Below are 17623 nucleotides of genomic sequence, written 5' to 3'. Positions count from 1 at the left end.
ATAAATTCTTAGATGAGGTTATAAAATATGGAAAGCTACAAAGCCAGACTGGATATCCGCGGATTTATCCGTTTTTCCAAGGAACTCGCAGAAAAATTCAAATTGAAGAACACGCCGTATGCCGACGTGCTGGTCGATAAAGCGGGAAGCCGAATCGCCATTGTCCCCACCAGCAAGATCAAAACCTCGTCATACCGTTTTCTTCAATCCAACGGGACATTCCTTCTTTACCTTCGCAGCGCCATGAACGCCGTCGGCATGAAAATTTGCTCGGGCGACGCCATTTTGACAAAAGAAGGCGACAAAATCATTTTCCAGAAAAAAGGGGCGAAAAAAACGGGCACATGGAATTTGCTCGCCTGCCGCAATTCCGTGGGACTCCCGATGATTTCCATCGACCAACGCGGAACGATGATTTTGGACAAGCGTTGCATCACCGCCATCAATACCATCAAAAACCCCGTGATGACTCCCGAATACGACGCGAAGAAAAAAACATTCCGCTTCACTTTTGGCAAGAAAGGACTTGTGAACGTACGCACCATCGAAAGCCATGCCAGTATGTCGATGATGGGAACATTCCACTCCTTTGGCGTTCAACTTCCGGAATCCCACGTCCGTTACAGCGTGCAGATTTCCGGTCAGGTCATGACACTTAAACTCGAATAATCTATGATAGACATTTTCAAAGCTTTCTACTCGGTCCACTATAATTTCGGAGCGTTTTCACTCTTGATTCTGCTCCTCATTATCTTCTTGCTGACCAAAAAGAACTTCAAATGGAGCCTCATCTTTTTGGCGATCGTCATTGCCTTTAACGTGTTTATTTGGCAAAGAACCGCAGGAAAAGTCTGGACGATTACAGACGCTCCCGATACATCAAACGAATGGGCGGCAGCTCCGGCGACTCACCGTTTTTCGGCTCCGGACCATTGGATTGAAGAAGGCGAAAATGGTGAAAAGCTGCACTGGTGCTGGGTGGAAACCTATATGGAAAAATTCCTCAGCTACGATTTTGTCGATAAGCTCTGGGGGACGAACAAGGCCAAAGGTTTGCGGAACGCCTCCGAAGAACGCCTGAGCAATTAAGCGGCTCTATCGGTCTAAAGTCACCAATTCGATTTTTCCGTTTTCCAATTTGGCGTAGTGCAAAGAATACAGCCACTGCCCCGTTGAAACGACTTTCCCGGCAGGGACTTCCCAGATTCCAGGAATATGATGATGCCCGTGAACGCAAATGTCGCAGGCATTTTCTTGCATTTTTAACGTCGCCGCCTGAAGATATTCTTCGATTTGTATTTGCCGGGAAGCTCCGGCGCGACGGCTGTTTCGCCCTACAAAAAGCGCTAAATCCATCCCCAAATCCGGATGGATTTTTCGAAATAAAAAGCGCGCCCATTTTGCATCGATCAGCTTGCGCGCAGCCCGATAACCCCAATCCTTTTGGGGAATGCCGTCGCCATGCATCAAATAGATATGATGTCCCTGAATGTTTTTGCAGACAAAGAAACAATGCACCTGAACGCCCAACTCTTTCGGGAAAAAATCTCCCAGTGCAAAATCATGATTTCCCATCAGGTAATGGACTTCCGTTCCCGCATCTACCAAATCGCCCAAAGCCCGATACAGAGGAAAATGTCCCCGAGCAATATAATGCCGGTATTCGTACCAAAATTCAAACAAATCGCCGACAAAAAAAATCTTTTCCGCATTCCCTTTCAGGTCCCGTAAAAAAGCGACAAGCCGTTCTTCGCGATTTTCAATGGCTCCGGGAGGGTTCACACCGAGATGGGCATCGGAAAAAAAATAGGAAGGCTTGCACATATATTGCAATTTAAATACGGGAAATCCCAAAAATTGTCCGAGCAAAGAAAAATTAAAAGAAAAAAGGGAATTACATACAATCCTTCTCCGAATACTCGCAATTCATTTTTTTTCAAAGAGCGAACTTTTTTCGCAAAATGAACTCTTTTCAAAGCGGGGCACATTCTTTCACATGGTGAACTTCTTTTTCAAAACGTGAACTTTCTTTTTCACAAGGTGAATTTTTCTCGCGGGCTACAAGATGCTCGCCGCCGCTATTTTCGCTTGCCCGGTTTGGAACTTTCCTCTATCGGAAAATTTCTCGTCCGCATAAAATTTTACTTTTGTGGAGTGAAGTTTTGCATTTTCATTCTCACCGCCATTTTATTTTCTGCCTGCGCACCCGCTCTTTACCGAGCAGACGCTCTCGGCGAATCGGCACCAATGGCTACGGAAAATGCTGCGCCCGTTTATTTTTCCGCGACAGAGGACGACGACACCGTTTCCGTTCCGCTACAATTGCAACACGCTTATGCGCACCATTTGAACGGTGCCATTCCTGCTGGCTGCACGCTGCATCTTTCCTTTGCCGGCGATGTCCGTGAGCATTACGCCAGCCCCTGGTATTTCGGGATTTTACTGTTGGCCCCGTTATGGCCGGCCATGCCCCGAGAGGACGACATTTCCATTCGGCTTGCAGCGGAACTTATCTGCGAAGGCGTGAAAGTACAAAGCGCAACCCTTTGGGAAGAGGAACACCCTCGACTATTTTGGTATGGGCCGTATCGAAACGGCTATATGCAGGAACACGCCGACATGGTGCACCGCAAGCTCGTCGCTCGTTTGAAGCAGTCCTTGTTGCAAAACTTCCCCGCCGACGAATCCATCCGTTCCGACATTTACTAATTTCAACCTATGTACACACTCTACGTCGTCGCCACTCCCATTGGGAATTTAGAAGATATTACTTATCGAGCAGTGCGGATTCTTCAAGAAGTTTCGCTCATCCTCGCCGAAGACACCCGCCATTCCCGACTTCTGATGGAACATTACGAGATTCGCACGCCCATGGAAAGCTATCACGACTTCAACAAAGAAGAAGTGACTCCTAAATACGTGGAGTACTTGAAAACCCAAGGCGATATTGCCATCGTGAGCGACGCGGGAACGCCGGGAATCGCCGACCCCGCATTCAACCTTGTCCGAGAATGCGTCCGGGAAGGCATCGCCGTGCGCAGCATTCCAGGTGCCTGCGCGATGATCAATGCGCTCGTATCCAGCGGGCTGCCAACGGACCGATTCCGCTTCGAAAATTTTTCCCCGAAAAAAAGCGCTCAACGGCTGCACTTGCTTGAAAAATTGAAATCCTCTGCGGACTCCACGCTTATTTTTTATGCAAGCCCGCACAATCTGGTCAAATTTATCGATGAAATTCGGCAGGTCTTTGGAGAAATTCCCATCGCCCTGATGCGCGAACTCACCAAAAAATTTGAAGAACATCTGGTAGAAACGCCGACGAAATTGCTGGAACATTACAAGAATCGAGAACCGAAAGGAGAATATGTTCTTCTGTTCCATCCGCAAGGAAAGGGCGGTTTATGATCGGATTCCTATTTGTCCAGATTGTTTTGAACGCCGCCTTAGTCCTCGCCAATCCGGATATCGAAGGCATTTACACGTTTCACGCCCAGCTCGTGCCATTTCTTGGAGCGTTGCCGTTCCTCTTCCGCCAAAAAACACGGCGGCATTTTTCAAAATTCCTGTGGTCCTATTGCCTTGTCGGTTTTTTAGCACTCGCCTTGGACTACATTCTCTATTCTCATGTCGGCCTGATTCAACTTGCCACGGTCTTTGTGCCGTTCCTCTTGTTCGCGCTTTTCCGCTTTGTTCAATGGAACTGGAAAAGAATTCATGAAAAAGAATCCCTCACCGCTTTGGCTCTCTGCTCTATCGGCTGGGGATTTTACGGATTCGCCTTTCCGCCTTTGCCTTTGGGTCCGGGGGCTTTTGTATTTCTGGTTCCTTGGTTTATCGTACTTTTGAAAGCGAATTTGCAGATGGCGATTTTCGCCTCGTTCTGGTCCGGATTTCTGTATAACGTCATCAACTATTACTGGATTTACAACGTGATGAACGTGGGGCCCGCTCTTTTGATTTTAATCGGGCTCGTTCTGCTCATTTCTTATTTCAGCGTTTACAACGTGATTGCGGCGGTTCTTTTTGTGAAAGCGAGGGAAATCCGGATTCGGAAATTCCCGATTCTTTTAATTCTGTTCCCGCTCTTTTACGCTGGACTCGAAATGACCCGCAGCATCGGCGACTTCAGTTTTCCATGGAGTCACCTGGGCTACGCTCTTGGCAATCAGTTGCCGCTTTTGCAAGCGCTTTCCCTCATCGGCGTTTTCGGTTATACCGCCCTGATTATTGCGAGCAACCTTTCTGTAGCGGCGGCCTTTACCGCCCGAAAAAAAATTCTGTTCGCCGTTCCTTTCGTCTTTTTTGGACTGTTGTGGGCTTACGGTTCCCGCATTCTCTCCAAGCCGGAAGCTTCGCCCTTCTATGTTGCCGACCCGAAAGAAGCTCCCAAGATCGCCATTGTTCAGCCGAACATTCACCAGACGAACAAATGGAGCAAGGCCTACTACGATTCCGTCGTCTTTAAAACCTGGCAAATCGCCGACGACAGCATCGATTGGGAAAAAAACGATGTGGATCTGGTCGTATTCCCGGAAACAGCCATCCCCGATTTTCTCCGGCTGCGGAATCGGGAAAAACGCTGGATTCACAAACGGATTCAAAATTCCCGTACAAGCATTTTTATCGGCGCTCTCGATTACGACAAAAACGGCAAAAAGCCGCGCCCCGTAAACCTTTACAACAGCGGATTTCTTTTTAAGCCGGACGAAAACGATTACACGCGATATATCAAAACGCATCTAGTTCCCTTCAGCGAAAGACTGCCTTTTGACAATGTATTCCCGATTCTCAACTATGTGGATGTCGGGCAGGGCAATTTTGTTCCCGGAAAAAGCCGCCCCGTTTTTGAGCCCTATTCCTGGAGTCCATACATCTGCTACGAAACCATTTACGGAGCCGAAGGACGACGTTCCATCCGAGAGGGATCCCGCCTGATGGTGGACATCACAAACGACGGCTGGTTCGGCAAAAGCACAGCGGCCGCGCAGCATCTGAATCAGTTGCGCTACCGGGCTATCGAGAACGGATACCCCATTGTGCGCGGAACCAATACCGGCATTTCTGCATTTATTGATCAATACGGCAACGAGGATTTGAAAACAGAGCTTTTCACCGAACGCGTTATCACACGCCGCATTCCCCTACGGACAAGAGACACTCTCTACTCCCGCATCGGAGACGCCGTCGAATACGCCCTGCTCGCTTTTTTCTTTGCCTATTTGCTCGCGGCCATTCTCATTCCGCGGATTCGCCTTAATCGATAAGGGACATTGGCCAATGCCCCACCTTGGGACGGACGCTTACTTGAGCGCCCTGCAATAAATTTTTTGCCGCTTCGACGACCGCGCCCGTAATCCATTCGTCTTCTTTGCCGAAACGGACTTCACAACGCGAATTTTCACCGTCAATGCGACTGATATAGGTTGAATCGGGAAGAAAAAAAGTTCCCTAGGGCTAGCCCCTGGGGAACCTGGCCGAAACTTTTCTACCTTGCCGATTCTACCAAAAAAGGACATGGCGGTGAGTCTCAACCAAGCACAAAGATACGAAATACGAGCGCTCAATGCGGCAAAGATCCCCCCGAAAAACATAGCCTTGCAGCTGAAGGTCCACAAATCCACAATCTACAGGGAACTAAACAGGGGCGGCGGCCGCCAGCATTACGACCCGGTCAAGTCGCAGGAACGGGCAGACCTCCTTGCCGCGACAAGTCACCTGCATTACGACTACGACGAGGACGACTGGAAAATCGTGGACGGGAAAATCAAGGAAGACTACTCTCCCGAACAGGTGAACGGACGCGCGAAACTCGATGGGATGGGTGTCCCTAGCGTCGCCACGATATACAGGCATGTGAACAAGGACGAGGACCTGAAGAAGCACTTGCGGCACGGCAAGAAACCATACCGTAAGCGCGGGGAGAAGAAGGACAAGAGAGGCCAGATTGTAGGCCGCGTGCCCATCGAGGAACGTCCGGCAATCGTGGACGAGAAATCACGCGTAGGCGACATCGAGATAGACCTGATAAACAGCGCGGACCATGACGCGAACCTGCTCACGATCAACGACAGGATGACGAATTACAGCCTGATAAGGTATCTTCCGACGAAGAACGCGAAAGACCTGAAGAGAACGCTTGTGAGGGCGCTGAAGGACTTTGAGAAAACGTTCGAAGTCAAGATTCTCACAATCACTTCGGACAACGGGAAGGAGTTCGCCTGTCACGCAGAAATAGCGAAAGCTATGAAGGCGGATTACTACTTTGCGAACCCGTACCACTCCTGGGAGCGCGGTGCCAACGAGAACATGAACGGTCTAATACGCCAATATCTTCCCAAGAAGGAGTCGTTCAAGGGAATCTCTCCCCGGAAAGTTCGCTGGATACAGGATAAACTGAACAACAGGCCTCGAAAAAGGCTTGACTTTATGACCCCTTTAGAGTATATTTATACGCAAGTTAAACTACAAACCTAAGTCGCGTTAGCGACGAAAATCCGCCCAATTTAAAAGCGCAAGCGGGGAATTCACTTTTTCATTTGCCAGATATTCAAACCCTTGAGCAATCAGCTCCGGATCCATTTGCAAGGCGGTTCGCATCCAGCTTTCATAATACTCTTCGTCGGCAGGTCCGAACAAATTCAAAACATCCTGCAAGGCGACCTTGGGCATTTTTCGCACGCCTTTCGCCACTTGCAGCACCTGCTTTTGCGGCCACGCGTCTTCCCCATGGCAAAAATCGATAATCGGGGCCAAAAGAATCCATTTTTGTTTTACGGGCCGGTGCTTTACAGATTTGAGCATTAAAAGCGCCGAAAAATCCATACCGACCAGGACATCCGCATTTTTAACTTCGGAAAGGGAATAGATGTTCTGCAAAGATTGCACTTCTTTCACATACGGGACAAAGCGATGTTCCGCATCCATATCGGCAACGGTCAATTCATCTTCCCAGATATTCCAATCCGAAGCCAATCCAGAGAGCCACGTCCATTTCAACACAAGCAATCCTCTCTCAAAAAAACAACCATCTGAAATTTCACTTTTGCATTCCAGAGCTATCTAAAAAATATAATCATTGTCCATACAGACAACCTCTTTTCAGTAAATATTGGCAACTTCTAAAAATTCATTTTCAAAAAATTGTTGCGTGAGAGTGGCTAGCTCTTAGTTCCCAGTTCTTAGTTCTCAGCTCCCAGCTCTCAATCGGTTTACCAAAACAAAGGTTTTTACGGTTTGACGCCCACAGCAAATTGTGGAAAACCTATTTTTCATTGTGATGCAATTCACAGAACGAATTCCCTGGATTGACGAATGCAAAGGATTTATCCTTTTACTTGTCTGCCTTTTTCATCTGGAGCAATCTTTTGCGAATATCCAAATGGGAATGCTTCACTGCTCGGCCTTCCGGATGTCGGCATTCTTTTACCTTTCGGGAATGCTTTTTAGCAATCGCCGTTTCCCTCGTTTTTTAGAATATCTAAAGCATAAAACAAAAGTTCTGCTTGTTCCCTACATTCTACTGTCCCTTCTCTTTCTCGCGATGGATCCCGTGCTATACCACTTTGCAAAATTTTTCCCGCTGTCCCCGAAAATGAGCATTCTCGGCATACACCCCGATATTCAAAATGTCTGGCAATATATCGGCTGGAATCTGGCCAAAATTTTTGTGGCGGGAAAATCTTCCGTGGGAGCGGGGCCGCTCTGGTTCGTTTTCAATCTTTACGGCGTCAGCCTGCTGTTTTTTGCCGCGCATAAAATAACGTCCGGCAAAAAAATGCCGTTACTGCTTTTGGCCGCACTGGGAATGGCCGGAGGCTGGCTGTCGAACCGCTATGCCATCCACCTTCCTTGGGGAATCGAGCGGATTCTCACGACGTTTTTCTTTTTTGCAATGGGCTATATTTCCAAAGGATTCATTTTCACTTTGGGAAATGCAAAAATTTTCCTTTTGGTCGCATCGGCGTTGCTATTCGCCGTCCTTTACGCATTCTTTGAAACTCCCGACCCGAATTTCAGCATCATGAACAACGCGCTGGGGAAAAATTTTCTGTCTTTCCTATTCAGCTCGCTCATGGGAACGTGGGGCATTCTTTCGCTTTTTCTGCTTGCCAATCGTTTTCCCAAAGTTTTTTGCTTTTCCCTTTTCCAAGGGATTTTGCGGAACATTTCCCGAAACGGGATGATTATTCTGGCCGTTCACTGGTGGATTCTACTGGTTCTCAGAATCGTCTTCAAAAGCGTCTTGGACAAGCCCGGCACCGTTTATTTCGCGATTCCCATTGTCATCGCCGGCGTAATCTGCGCCATTCCGCTATTCCGCTGTAAATTCTACCGTTTAATAGCCAAAGAAAAAATATCTGTTTCTTCCAGTTTGTCCATTCGCTAAGGAGTGCGCCGTTGAAAAATCCGTTCAGAAATATGCTTGTCGCCGCTTCTTTTCTTGCTGCCTCTTTACTTACGGCATGCCTCTGGAATTTCAATTCCGTTTCCGAACAGGAATTTGAATATCTTCCGCTGGACGACTCCGAATATCCCTACGCCAACTTGCCGCGCCTTGTCATTCAAACCGAAAACGCCACGAGCATCCGCGACAAAGAAACTCCCGTTAAAGCCAAATTGCAAATTTACGGAAAGAACTCTCCCGAAAGTCGCATTTACGACTTAACCATCCGGGGACACGGAAATTCTTCGTGGAGCTTTTCTAAATACAGCTACCGATTGAAATTTGAAAATGCCGTCCCGCTATTCGATATGCCCAAAGACAAGGATTGGATTTTAATTTCCAACCACAGAGATAAGAGCCTCGTGCGAAACCGCATTTCTTTTCAGTTGGCGAAATCGCTAGGAGACGAGTATTCCCCTCGTTCGCAATTCGTGGAAGTATTCGTGAACAAGGACTACCGTGGAATTTATCTGCTGACGGAAAACATCAAGGTCGCAAAGCACCGCGTCAACATTCCCGATAATGAAAACGGATTTCTGCTGGAAAAAACGTCGGACGATGACGAAAGCAAATCGCATCCGGCCTTTTTTTCGGACGCGGGCCACCATTTTTTCATTCGACACCCCTCGCCCATCTCCGACAGCGCATTCCGTCTCGTCAAAAATCAAATCCATTCTTTTGAGTTTTTCTGGCAAAACGAAAACCCAAAAACGCTGGAATCCATCTCCCATTGGATAGATTTGGAGGATCTTATCCGCTACTACCTCATTCAGGAATTTTCCAAAAATCAGGACGGCTATTTTCACAAAAGCATTTTCATTGTCTGGAAAAAAGGATTCCCTTTGCAAATGGGGCCTGTCTGGGATTTCGATTTGGCCTACGGCATCGGGCTCAAGCATCAAATTTCACCCGAAAACTGGCCCACAGGAAACAACGGATGGTTTTCCCTTTTGTTCCAAAATCCGGAGATTTTAAAAAAAGTACAGGAATACTGGCAAAATCACCATTCCGCATTTGAAGCAGTTATCGATTCTGTCGATTCCACGGTCAAATACTTGACCCCAGCTGCCAAAAACGAATACAAGCGTTGGCCGATTCTAGGCGAAAAATTCTGGATATTCGTCGAATCCTTTAAACGCTACGAAGATACGGCAGATTCCCTTAAAGACTGGATTCGAGAGCGGATTGCATGGCTGGATGCAGAACTACTTTCCCCGCCTTCCGAGTCTGCGGCATATCAATGATTCGCTGATTTTCAGATCCGCGAAAGCGCAAAGCGATATTCCTTTTCGCCGCCATAAACGGGCCATCGACCAGAACGGCAATCGAGTCCAGAATCTCATCGGTATAAGGCGTATGTCTTTTTCCGCCGGGAATCAAATCCCGGTCATAGACGTAGCCGGAAAACATCCAGATATTTTTTTGCGGCAACTCTTTCCGAATGCGGCGCACCAATTGGACGAGGGTTTCCTGATTGGACGGTTCAAAAGGTTCCCCGCCGAGAATCGTGATGCCCTCGTAAAAATCCTTGCGCAATTCATTTAAAATCAGGTTCTCGATTTTCTCGTCGTATGGGACGCCAAAATGAAAATCCCACGTCTGCGAATTGAAGCATTCCGGACAATGGATTGTGCAGCCGGAAACAAACAGCGAAATGCGAATGCCCGTCCCATTGGCACAATCCGAATTGTAAATCTGGCCAACGTGCATTAGCGGACGACCGAATTGACTTTTTCGGAAGAATCCGCCGCGATAGTTCCGATGCCGACGTGCAAAACGCGATCCGCAATTTCGGCCGTGCGACCCTGGTTCCAGTATTGCGTGCCGATATAGCCACAAGTCCTGCGCGCCACGTGCATCTTGATCTGATCGCGGTTTCCGCAATTCGGGCATTCCCAGACCTGCTTTCCCGTCGAATCCTTGACCACCCGAATTTCACCCGTGTAGCCGCAGACGTCGCAAAGGTCCGACTTGGTATTCAATTCCGCATACAGAATGGAATTGTAAATATGCTTCATGATCGAAAGCACCGCCGGGATATTGTTCTGCATATTCGGCACTTCCACATAACTGATGGCACCGCCCGGAGAAAGCCTCTGGAATTCCGCTTCCTTGGAAAGCTTGGAGAACGCGTCGATTTCTTCGGTCACGTGGATGTGATAACTGTTCGTGATGTAGTTCTTGTCCGTGACATGGGGAATCTTGCCGAAACGCTTTTGCAAGGCTTTCGCGAACTTGTAAGTCGTACTTTCGAGAGGCGTCCCATAGACGGAATAGTCGATATTTTCTGCCGCTTTCCAAGCCGCACAGGAATCGTTCAGAAGCTGCATCACTTTTAACCCGAACGCTTCGCCCTCCGGACTCGTGTGCGAAACGCCTTTCATATAATAGACGCATTCCGCAAGACCCGCATAACCGAGAGAGATAGTGGAATAGCCGTCGAAAAGCAGGCGATCGATGACTTCGCCCGACTTCAGCCGAGCAAGAGCGCCGTCCTGCCAAAGAATCGGAGCGACATCCGAAGGCGTGCCCAGCAAGCGTTCATGGCGCAAGCGCAACGCCCTGTGGCAAAGATCCAACCGGGATTTCATGATTTCCCAGAATTTTTGTTCATCGCCACCCGAAGAACAGGCCGCATCCACCAAATTGATGGTCACAACTCCCTGATTGAAGCGCCCGTAATACCGATGCTTTCCCTCTACATAATTTTGGGCATTGCTGAGATTTCCCTTGCCCGCATCCGTAAAGCGATCCGGCGTCAGAAAAGAACGGCAACCCATGCACGGGTAGCAATCCCCTTTCAAGGAAAGCGCCACTTTTTCGGAAATGTAATCCGGAACCATCCGGCGAGCAGTACATTCGGCAGCCAGTTTGGTCAAGTAAAAATACGGCGTTCCTTCTTCCATATTGTCGTCTTGCAATACGTAAATCAATTTCGGGAAAGCCGGCGTGATATAAAAACCGAGATTGTCCTTGACTCCCAAAATTCTCTGTTTCAGCATGACTTCGATGATGAGAGCCAAGTCGTCGCGAATTTGCCCTTCGGGAACTTCGTGCAAGTAAAGGAAGACCGTAACAAAAGGAGCCTGACCATTTGTGGATTGCAGCGTAATCAGCTGATACTGAATCGTCTGGCAGCCGGATTCCACTTCTTTGCGGACTTCATCTTCCACGATTTTTTTCAATTTGTCTTCGGCAACGACAACCCCCGCTTCGGCAAACTCTTCACGGAGCCGCTTGGAAATTTTCTGCCGACTGATATCCACATAGCGCGCCAAATGGGACATGGTAATCGTCTGGCCGCCATACTGGCTCGAAGCCACCTGTGCGACAATCTGCGAAGCCACCGTGCAAGCGGTGTTAAAACTTTTGGGCGAATCGATGTGCGTACCGCTGATGCAAGTACCGTTGTCCAGCATATCCCCCAGATTCACCAGACAGCAGTTGTGCATGTGCTGCGCAAAATAATCCGCATCGTGAAAATGAATCAGGCCGTTCTTATGCGCAGAAACCACATCTTCGGGGAGCAGGTAACGACCGGTGTAGTAACGGCTCCATTCGCCCGCCATATAGTCGCGCTGCACCGAAAGCACCGTCGGATTCTTGTTGGAGTTTTCCTGCTTGACTTCCTCGTTGTCCCGCTCGACGATGCCCGAAATTTTCTGGTCGATATTGCTCATCTTGCGGAGCTCGTTGTGCTTATAACGGTATGTGATATACAAGCGAGCCACATTATAGCGTCCCGTGGACATCAGGAAATTTTCCACCTTGTCCTGAATTTCTTCCACGGAAAGATCCCGGCTCGCATTGCGTGCGTCCTTTTCGATGCCGGAAACAATCGTCGCAATCTGTTCCTCGGTCAATTTGTCCGAAAGGATTCCTTCTTCTTGATTCGCTTTCCGAATCGCATTCGCAATTTTTTCCCCGTCAAAAGCCACGCGTTCGCCGGAACGCTTCATGATGTAGAGCTGCTGGGCTTCCACATCCATATTTCCATCTAATCTCTCGTCATAGACCATATCTCATCCTTTGTGATTTGTTGAATTGCATATTAGCAAAAAAAACGGACCAGCTGTGCTAGTCCGTTCCAAAATCCACAACATATTGTGTTTTCAACAGGTTATCCACTACAATATGTGTTTATCCTCACAAAAAGGAGCCTACGTCAAAACAGGCGAAAAGAAGCTCTTTTCGCCCGAATTTAACCCTATTTTGAAAATTACAGGCCTTTTTTGAATTTTTTCAGCATCGACGAGAGCTTGTTCTGCGTCTGAACGTTCGGCTTGCTCTTGGGATTGGCTCCACCCAGACGCGCCTTCAAATCGGCAATGGTCGCATGCGGACGAATGCCGACTTCACGACGCGGAGGACGCCCGCCACGCTGGTTGCGCGCATTCCGACCCGCACCGGCAACGCCATCCGTCTGTTCCTGCTTCATCGACAGGCTAATGCGTTTTTGCCCCGCATCCACGCCGAGAATCCGCACCTTGACCACATCGCCCACGGTGAGAACCGTTTTGGCGTCGTCCACAAACTTGTCGCTGATTTCAGAAACGTGCACCAGACCATCCTGATGAACGCCGATATCGACAAACGCTCCGAAATTCGCCACATTCGTGACCACGCCTTCCATCCAGCTGCCGGTCACAAGATCGTTGATGCTCTTGATGTTGTCGTTGAATTTGGCATAGCGGAATTCCCTACGCGGATCGCGACTCGGCTTTTCGAGTTCGGCAAAGATGTCTTCCAAAGTATGCTTGCCGACCGTGTCCGAAAGGAATTCTTCCAAAGAAAGCGACTTGATGGCACTGGCATTGCCGACCAGATCTTTGACCGGAACGCCCGCTTTAGCGGCCATCTTCTCGACCAAGCCGTAGTTTTCCGGGTGAACCGCACTGCAATCCAGCGGGTTTTCCGCTCCCGGAATGCGCAAAAAGCCTGCGGACTGTTCATAAGCCTTCGGACCAAAGCCCTTGACCTTGAGCACCTCTTCGCGGCTGTTGAACGCCCCGTTTTCTTCCCGGTATTTGACCACGTTTTCCGCCAAAGCCGAAGAAACGCCAGCGACATGGGTCAAAAGCGGAGCACTTGCCGTATTCAAATCCACGCCGACCATGTTCACGCAGCTTTCCACCACTTCGTCCAGACGCTTCTTGAGTTCGCGCTGGTTCACATCATGCTGGTATTGCCCGACGCCAATGGACTGCGGATCGACTTTCACCAGTTCCGCCAGCGGATCCTGCAAACGACGACCGATGGAAATCGCGCCGCGGGTCGTCACGTCTTCGTTCGGGAATTCCTGAATGGCGAGTGGACTTGCGGAATAGACAGACGCGCCCGCTTCCGAAACGATCACACGAGCCGGCTTCTTGCCCTTGAACTTGTGCGACATGTCCGCCACGAAAGCGTCCGTTTCACGGCTGGCCGTGCCGTTGCCGATAGCAATCAAATCGACTTCGTATTTTTCGACCAGCGCGGCAATATAATCGCCCGCTTCGGCGACACGCTTCTGCGGTTCGTGAGGGAAGATTACGCCGTGATCCATAAACTTGCCGTTCTTGTCCAAAACGGCCACTTTGCAACCCGTGCGGAAACCCGGATCCAAAGCCAGAACCGCCTTGTGCCCAGCCGGAGGTGCCAGCAGAACGTCTTGCAGGTTTTTGCTGAACACCTTGAACGCTTCTTCTTCGGCTTTGTCCTTCAAGAGCAAGCGGACTTCGCTTTCGAGGCTCGCCTTGAGCAAGCGTTCCCACGCGTCCTTGCACATTTCTTCCAAATACGGTTTCCAGACGCTCTCGTTCCGAATCACCTGACTCTGCAAATACGAAATAAATTCCGCATCCGGCATATCGATGGAAAGCCGGAGGACCTTCTCTTTTTCGCCACGGCGCAGAGCGAGCATTCGATGGCTCGGGATTTTCGAAACCGCTTCCGAAAAGTCGTAGTAGTTTTTGAACTTGGTTTCCTGCTTTTCAAATTCCTTGCGAACCTTGGACACCATAAGGCCCTGCTTTTCAATCTGCGCACGCAAATACTGGCGATAGGTCGCGTTGTCCGCCAGCTCTTCCGCCAAGATGTCGCAAGCTCCGTTGATGGCCGCCTTCGGATCGGCGAGTCCCTTTTCTTCGGAACAATAGATAAGCCCGATGGTTTCCGGCGTATTGTCCGTTTCTTCCTGAGCCATGATGATGCGGGCCAGCGGTTCCAGACCGCATTCCTTGGCGATAGTCGCCCGCGTACGCTTCTTCGGTTTGTAGGGAGCGTAAAGGTCTTCCAAAAGCGTCTTGTCCTTGCACGCTTCGATCTGGCTTTTCAATTCCGGAGTCAGCTTGCCCTGTTCTTCGATGCTTTTTAAAATCGTCGTTTTCCGTTCTTCGATTTCTTGCAGGTATTCACGGCGGTGCTGAATATCGCGCAGTTCAATTTCATTCAAAGTTCCCGTCTGGTCTTTGCGGTAACGGGCGATAAAAGGAATCGTTCCGCCCTGATCCATCAGTTCCAGAGCCTTGGCAACGCGCCATTCTTCAATTTTCAATTCTTCGGAAATAACTTGCGAAAAATTCATATATCCTTTCCTTCATAGAGTCTTGTGGGACACAATTTAAAATCTTTCCCGTTTAAAACGGGAAAAACAAAGGTAAAACAAAAGTCATAACGACACCCATGGCGATTTGCAAAGGACCCCCGATTTTCAGGTAATCCCGGAAAACATAACGTCCAGCGTTCATCACCAGGGCATTCGGAGGAGTCGAAAAGGGCGAAATGAAACAGCAACTGGCAGAGACGGTCACCGCAAACAGGAACGGATACGGACTCACGCCGAGTCCAGCTGCCGCACTCATCGCAATCGGCGCCAAAAGCACCGCCGTCGCCGTATTGCTGATGAATATCGTCACCAAGGACGTCGTGTAATAAATGCCCGCAAGGAGCGCATAAGGTCCAAGAGCCCCAAGGTTTTCGGCAAGTTCCTTCGCAATCATTCCCGAAATCCCGGTCTTTTCCAGAGCCGTGGACATGGGAAGCATCGCTGCAATCAGAACCGTGCTTTCCCAGTTGATAGAACTGTAAGCGTCCTCCACATTGCGAAAACAGCCGGAGAGAATCATCAGCAACGCCGCGATAAAAACCGCCGCCACCGGAGGCACCGCATTGGAAACCATCAGAATGACCATCAAAAGGAGAATCGCCGCTGCAAACGGCATTTTATGATCCAGGGGAACGGAATCCGCCAGTTCCAGCGGCTCGCCGAGCACAACCCATTCCGAATTGGAAGCCGACAGCTTGCGGATATTTTCCCAAGCGCCTTGCACCAAAAGCGTGTCCCGAGATTCCAAGTGCACGTCCTTCAAATCGTGCAAAATGTAGGCCCCCTTGCGCTGGATTCCCAGAACATTCACCCCGAACTGCGCCCGAAAATTCGTTTCAAGAACGTTCCTGTTCACCAAAGAGGAATCCGGCATAAGAAGCACTTCGGCAATTCCCCAGTTCCTAAAATGCAGCGGAGAACCCGTTTCGCCCGCCGAAATCACAGGCGCACGCATTTCCTCGGCAAATTTTTTCACATCCGCCGAATCCCCTAGAACAAACAAGATGTCCCCGCCCATCGACACGCTGCTCGGACCTGCCAACATCCGAGTGCTGGTTCCAAAAAACTTGCCGCGCCCCGGTCGCTCGATTTCTATCACCGTCAGATTATACGTATTCGGCAATTTCAAATCGGCAAAAGACCTGCCGACAATCGGCGAATCGTTCTGCACACGAACCCGCGTTACGTTGCGGGAAAGGCTGTATTCTTCGGTCAGCTCCCTCAAAGACTTGAAATGCACCTCTCTTTCTTTCTGCACGTCCTTTTTTTTGCAAAGGAGGCGAGATGCCGGAAACATGGCGGCAATCATCAGCAAAAGGACAAAAAAGCCTATCGGCGTGAATGAAAAAAGCTTCAACGCCGGGTAGCCCGCTTTGACAAGGGCGTCGCTCACCACCATATTCGGCGGCGTTCCAATCAGCGTCATCAATCCGCCAAGGCTACAGCCAAAAGCCATCGGCATCAAAAAGCGCTTCGGGCCCGAGCGGGTGCCTGCCGAAACGCTCATCACAATCGGAAGCATCAAAGCGGCGGTTCCCGTAATGCCGACAAAAGCTCCGATAAAGCCCGTCACCAGCATGATCGCCACAAAAAGCACATCCTCGTTTTTGCCGACGACCTTGACGATTTTCTGTCCCACAACGCGAGCAAGCCCCGTGCGAAAAACGGCTCCGCCCACAATAAACAGCCCGAGCATCATCAAAACAATCGAATTGGAAAAACCGGCCAGCGCCTCCTCTACCGAAACCACCCCAAAAACCATCAGCAGAACGAGCGACACCAACGCCACGATATCCGAGCGGATTTTCCCCTGCACAAAAAAGAACATGGAAAAAGCCAAAATGACAAGGGTTACGACCAGCGAAAACATAGCGGCGAAAAGATAGAAAAGTTCATCCTCGAAAAAGCGAAAAGAAAAATGATTTGGCGAGCCTCGAACGTCCGTAATTTAACAGGCTCACTCATCACGATCGGCCCTTTTCCGAACGCTAAAAGGGCGTAACGATTATCCTTCCCATTCTTTTTCCGGCTTCATTTCATTCTCAAAAGCTCTTCGATGGCATTTTTGAAGCGCATTTTTTGGGACTTATATACAAAACTCCACCCGATTTGCTTGCCCTTCGACAGGCTCAGGGACCGGTTAAGAGTTAAGAGTTAGGAGTTGGAACTGAAAACTAATAACTAAATTGTCCCTGCAAGGGACAATTCGTCTAAGGGAACAAGTTCCCAAGGCTCATGGGTAAGCGAGTACCTCGCAATAACGGAATGCCAGCAAGGATTGCTTCGCCTTGCTCGCAATGACGAGGAGCCCATATGAATTGCTATGGCTTTGCATCCCTGAAACTAGGAATCTCCGATTCCGTAGTTGAAGTATCCCTGGAAGGGACAATTCGTCTAAGGGAAGCGAAGCTTCCAAGGCTCATGGGGCGCTGCATCCCTGAAACTAGGAATCTCCGATTCCGTAGTTGAAGTATCCCTGCAAGGGACAATTCGTCTAAAGGAAGCGAAGCTTCCAAGGCTCATGGGTAAGCGAGTACCTCGCAGTCTGCGAGAAGAAATTTCCCTTGTGAAAAAGAAATCCACGCTTTGAAAAA

General features: G+C 49.3%; 14 protein-coding genes. 8 read left to right on the top strand and 6 right to left on the bottom strand.

Annotated features, from left to right (window positions below; translation table 11 throughout):
- The first annotated feature begins 27 nt into the window (after positions 1-27).
- Together BGX14_RS10750 and BGX14_RS10745 are read left to right on the top strand one after the other, a co-directional pair.
- Complete coding sequence (locus tag BGX14_RS10750; protein WP_073302745.1) at positions 28-669, top strand: hypothetical protein; 642 nt, start codon at positions 28-30, stop codon at positions 667-669.
- 3 nt (positions 670-672) lie between these two features.
- Positions 673-1089, top strand: coding sequence for a hypothetical protein (locus tag BGX14_RS10745; protein WP_073302747.1), 417 nt, complete (start codon positions 673-675; stop codon positions 1087-1089).
- A 6-nt stretch (positions 1090-1095) separates the two neighbouring features.
- Here BGX14_RS10745 and BGX14_RS10740 read toward each other — a convergent pair whose 3' ends face one another.
- The gene (locus tag BGX14_RS10740) at positions 1096-1869 is read right to left on the bottom strand and encodes a UDP-2,3-diacylglucosamine diphosphatase (RefSeq protein WP_233126523.1); all 774 of its coding nucleotides are present in this window, start codon (positions 1867-1869) and stop codon (positions 1096-1098) included.
- 150 nt (positions 1870-2019) lie between these two features.
- Here BGX14_RS10740 and BGX14_RS10730 point away from each other — a divergent pair, with 150 nt between their 5' ends.
- The 4 genes from BGX14_RS10730 to BGX14_RS10710 all read left to right on the top strand — a co-directional run bounded on the left by BGX14_RS10730 (position 2020) and on the right by BGX14_RS10710 (position 6474).
- The gene (locus tag BGX14_RS10730) at positions 2020-2709 is read left to right on the top strand and encodes a hypothetical protein (protein WP_095879889.1); all 690 of its coding nucleotides are present in this window, start codon (positions 2020-2022) and stop codon (positions 2707-2709) included.
- 9 nt (positions 2710-2718) lie between these two features.
- Entirely contained in the window at positions 2719-3405 is a 687-nt protein-coding gene (gene rsmI / locus BGX14_RS10725) for a 16S rRNA (cytidine(1402)-2'-O)-methyltransferase (RefSeq protein ID WP_073302755.1), read from the top strand.
- A complete protein-coding gene (lnt, locus tag BGX14_RS10720; protein WP_095879888.1) occupies positions 3402-5264 on the top strand; it encodes an apolipoprotein N-acyltransferase in 1863 nt (620 codons plus the stop codon). The genes rsmI and lnt overlap by 4 nt, the downstream gene beginning before the upstream one ends.
- 250 nt (positions 5265-5514) lie before the next feature.
- Positions 5515-6474, top strand: a complete 960-nt coding sequence (locus BGX14_RS10710) for an IS30 family transposase (protein WP_095878741.1) — start codon at positions 5515-5517, stop codon at positions 6472-6474.
- A gap of 6 nt (positions 6475-6480) precedes the next feature.
- Here the strand turns inward: BGX14_RS10710 and BGX14_RS10705 are convergent, their stop codons facing one another.
- Positions 6481-7005, bottom strand: a complete 525-nt coding sequence (locus BGX14_RS10705; protein WP_158223299.1) for a hypothetical protein — start codon at positions 7003-7005, stop codon at positions 6481-6483.
- Positions 7006-7276: 271 nt separating this feature from the next.
- Between BGX14_RS10705 and BGX14_RS10700 the strand changes: the two genes are divergently transcribed.
- Together BGX14_RS10700 and BGX14_RS10695 are read left to right on the top strand one after the other, a co-directional pair.
- Entirely contained in the window at positions 7277-8386 is a 1110-nt protein-coding gene (locus BGX14_RS10700) for an acyltransferase family protein (RefSeq protein WP_095879885.1), read from the top strand.
- A gap of 11 nt (positions 8387-8397) precedes the next feature.
- Positions 8398-9687, top strand: coding sequence for a CotH kinase family protein (locus tag BGX14_RS10695; RefSeq protein ID WP_095879884.1), 1290 nt, complete (start codon positions 8398-8400; stop codon positions 9685-9687).
- Here the strand turns inward: BGX14_RS10695 and nrdG are convergent.
- From nrdG to BGX14_RS10675, 4 genes are all read right to left on the bottom strand, one after another.
- Positions 9605-10153 carry an anaerobic ribonucleoside-triphosphate reductase activating protein gene (nrdG, locus tag BGX14_RS10690; RefSeq protein WP_095879883.1) on the bottom strand — a complete coding sequence of 183 codons (549 nt, stop codon included), beginning with the start codon at positions 10151-10153 and terminating at the stop codon, positions 9605-9607. The two genes, BGX14_RS10695 and nrdG, sit on opposite strands and share 83 nt — an antisense overlap.
- The gene (gene nrdD / locus BGX14_RS10685) at positions 10153-12462 is read right to left on the bottom strand and encodes an anaerobic ribonucleoside-triphosphate reductase (protein ID WP_198951203.1); all 2310 of its coding nucleotides are present in this window, start codon (positions 12460-12462) and stop codon (positions 10153-10155) included. The genes nrdG and nrdD overlap by 1 nt, the downstream gene beginning before the upstream one ends.
- A 200-nt stretch (positions 12463-12662) precedes the next feature.
- Positions 12663-15008, bottom strand: coding sequence for a Tex family protein (locus BGX14_RS10680; protein ID WP_095879882.1), 2346 nt, complete (start codon positions 15006-15008; stop codon positions 12663-12665).
- A gap of 52 nt (positions 15009-15060) precedes the next feature.
- Positions 15061-16890 carry an SLC13 family permease gene (locus BGX14_RS10675; protein WP_095880354.1) on the bottom strand — a complete coding sequence of 610 codons (1830 nt, stop codon included), beginning with the start codon at positions 16888-16890 and terminating at the stop codon, positions 15061-15063.
- Positions 16891-17623: the final 733 nt, after the last annotated feature.

The sequence above is a fragment of the Fibrobacter sp. UWS1 genome (genome assembly GCF_002300445.1).
Lineage (GTDB): Bacteria > Fibrobacterota > Fibrobacteria > Fibrobacterales > Fibrobacteraceae > Hallerella > Hallerella intestinalis.
The sequence above is the reverse complement of the archived record's forward strand: the minus strand, read 5'-3'. Positions and strand labels throughout refer to the sequence as shown.

Coding starts and splice junctions, on each gene's coding strand:
- nrdG (WP_095879883.1), bottom strand. CDS start 10,153: ATGCACGTTGGCCAGATTTACAATTCGGATTGTGCCAATGGGACGGGC.
- BGX14_RS10750 (WP_073302745.1), top strand. CDS start 28: ATGGAAAGCTACAAAGCCAGACTGGATATCCGCGGATTTATCCGTTTT.
- BGX14_RS10680 (WP_095879882.1), bottom strand. CDS start 15,008: ATGAATTTTTCGCAAGTTATTTCCGAAGAATTGAAAATTGAAGAATGG.
- BGX14_RS10700 (WP_095879885.1), top strand. CDS start 7,277: ATGCAATTCACAGAACGAATTCCCTGGATTGACGAATGCAAAGGATTT.
- lnt (WP_095879888.1), top strand. CDS start 3,402: ATGATCGGATTCCTATTTGTCCAGATTGTTTTGAACGCCGCCTTAGTC.
- nrdD (WP_198951203.1), bottom strand. CDS start 12,462: ATGGTCTATGACGAGAGATTAGATGGAAATATGGATGTGGAAGCCCAG.
- rsmI (WP_073302755.1), top strand. CDS start 2,719: ATGTACACACTCTACGTCGTCGCCACTCCCATTGGGAATTTAGAAGAT.
- BGX14_RS10710 (WP_095878741.1), top strand. CDS start 5,515: ATGGCGGTGAGTCTCAACCAAGCACAAAGATACGAAATACGAGCGCTC.
- BGX14_RS10745 (WP_073302747.1), top strand. CDS start 673: ATGATAGACATTTTCAAAGCTTTCTACTCGGTCCACTATAATTTCGGA.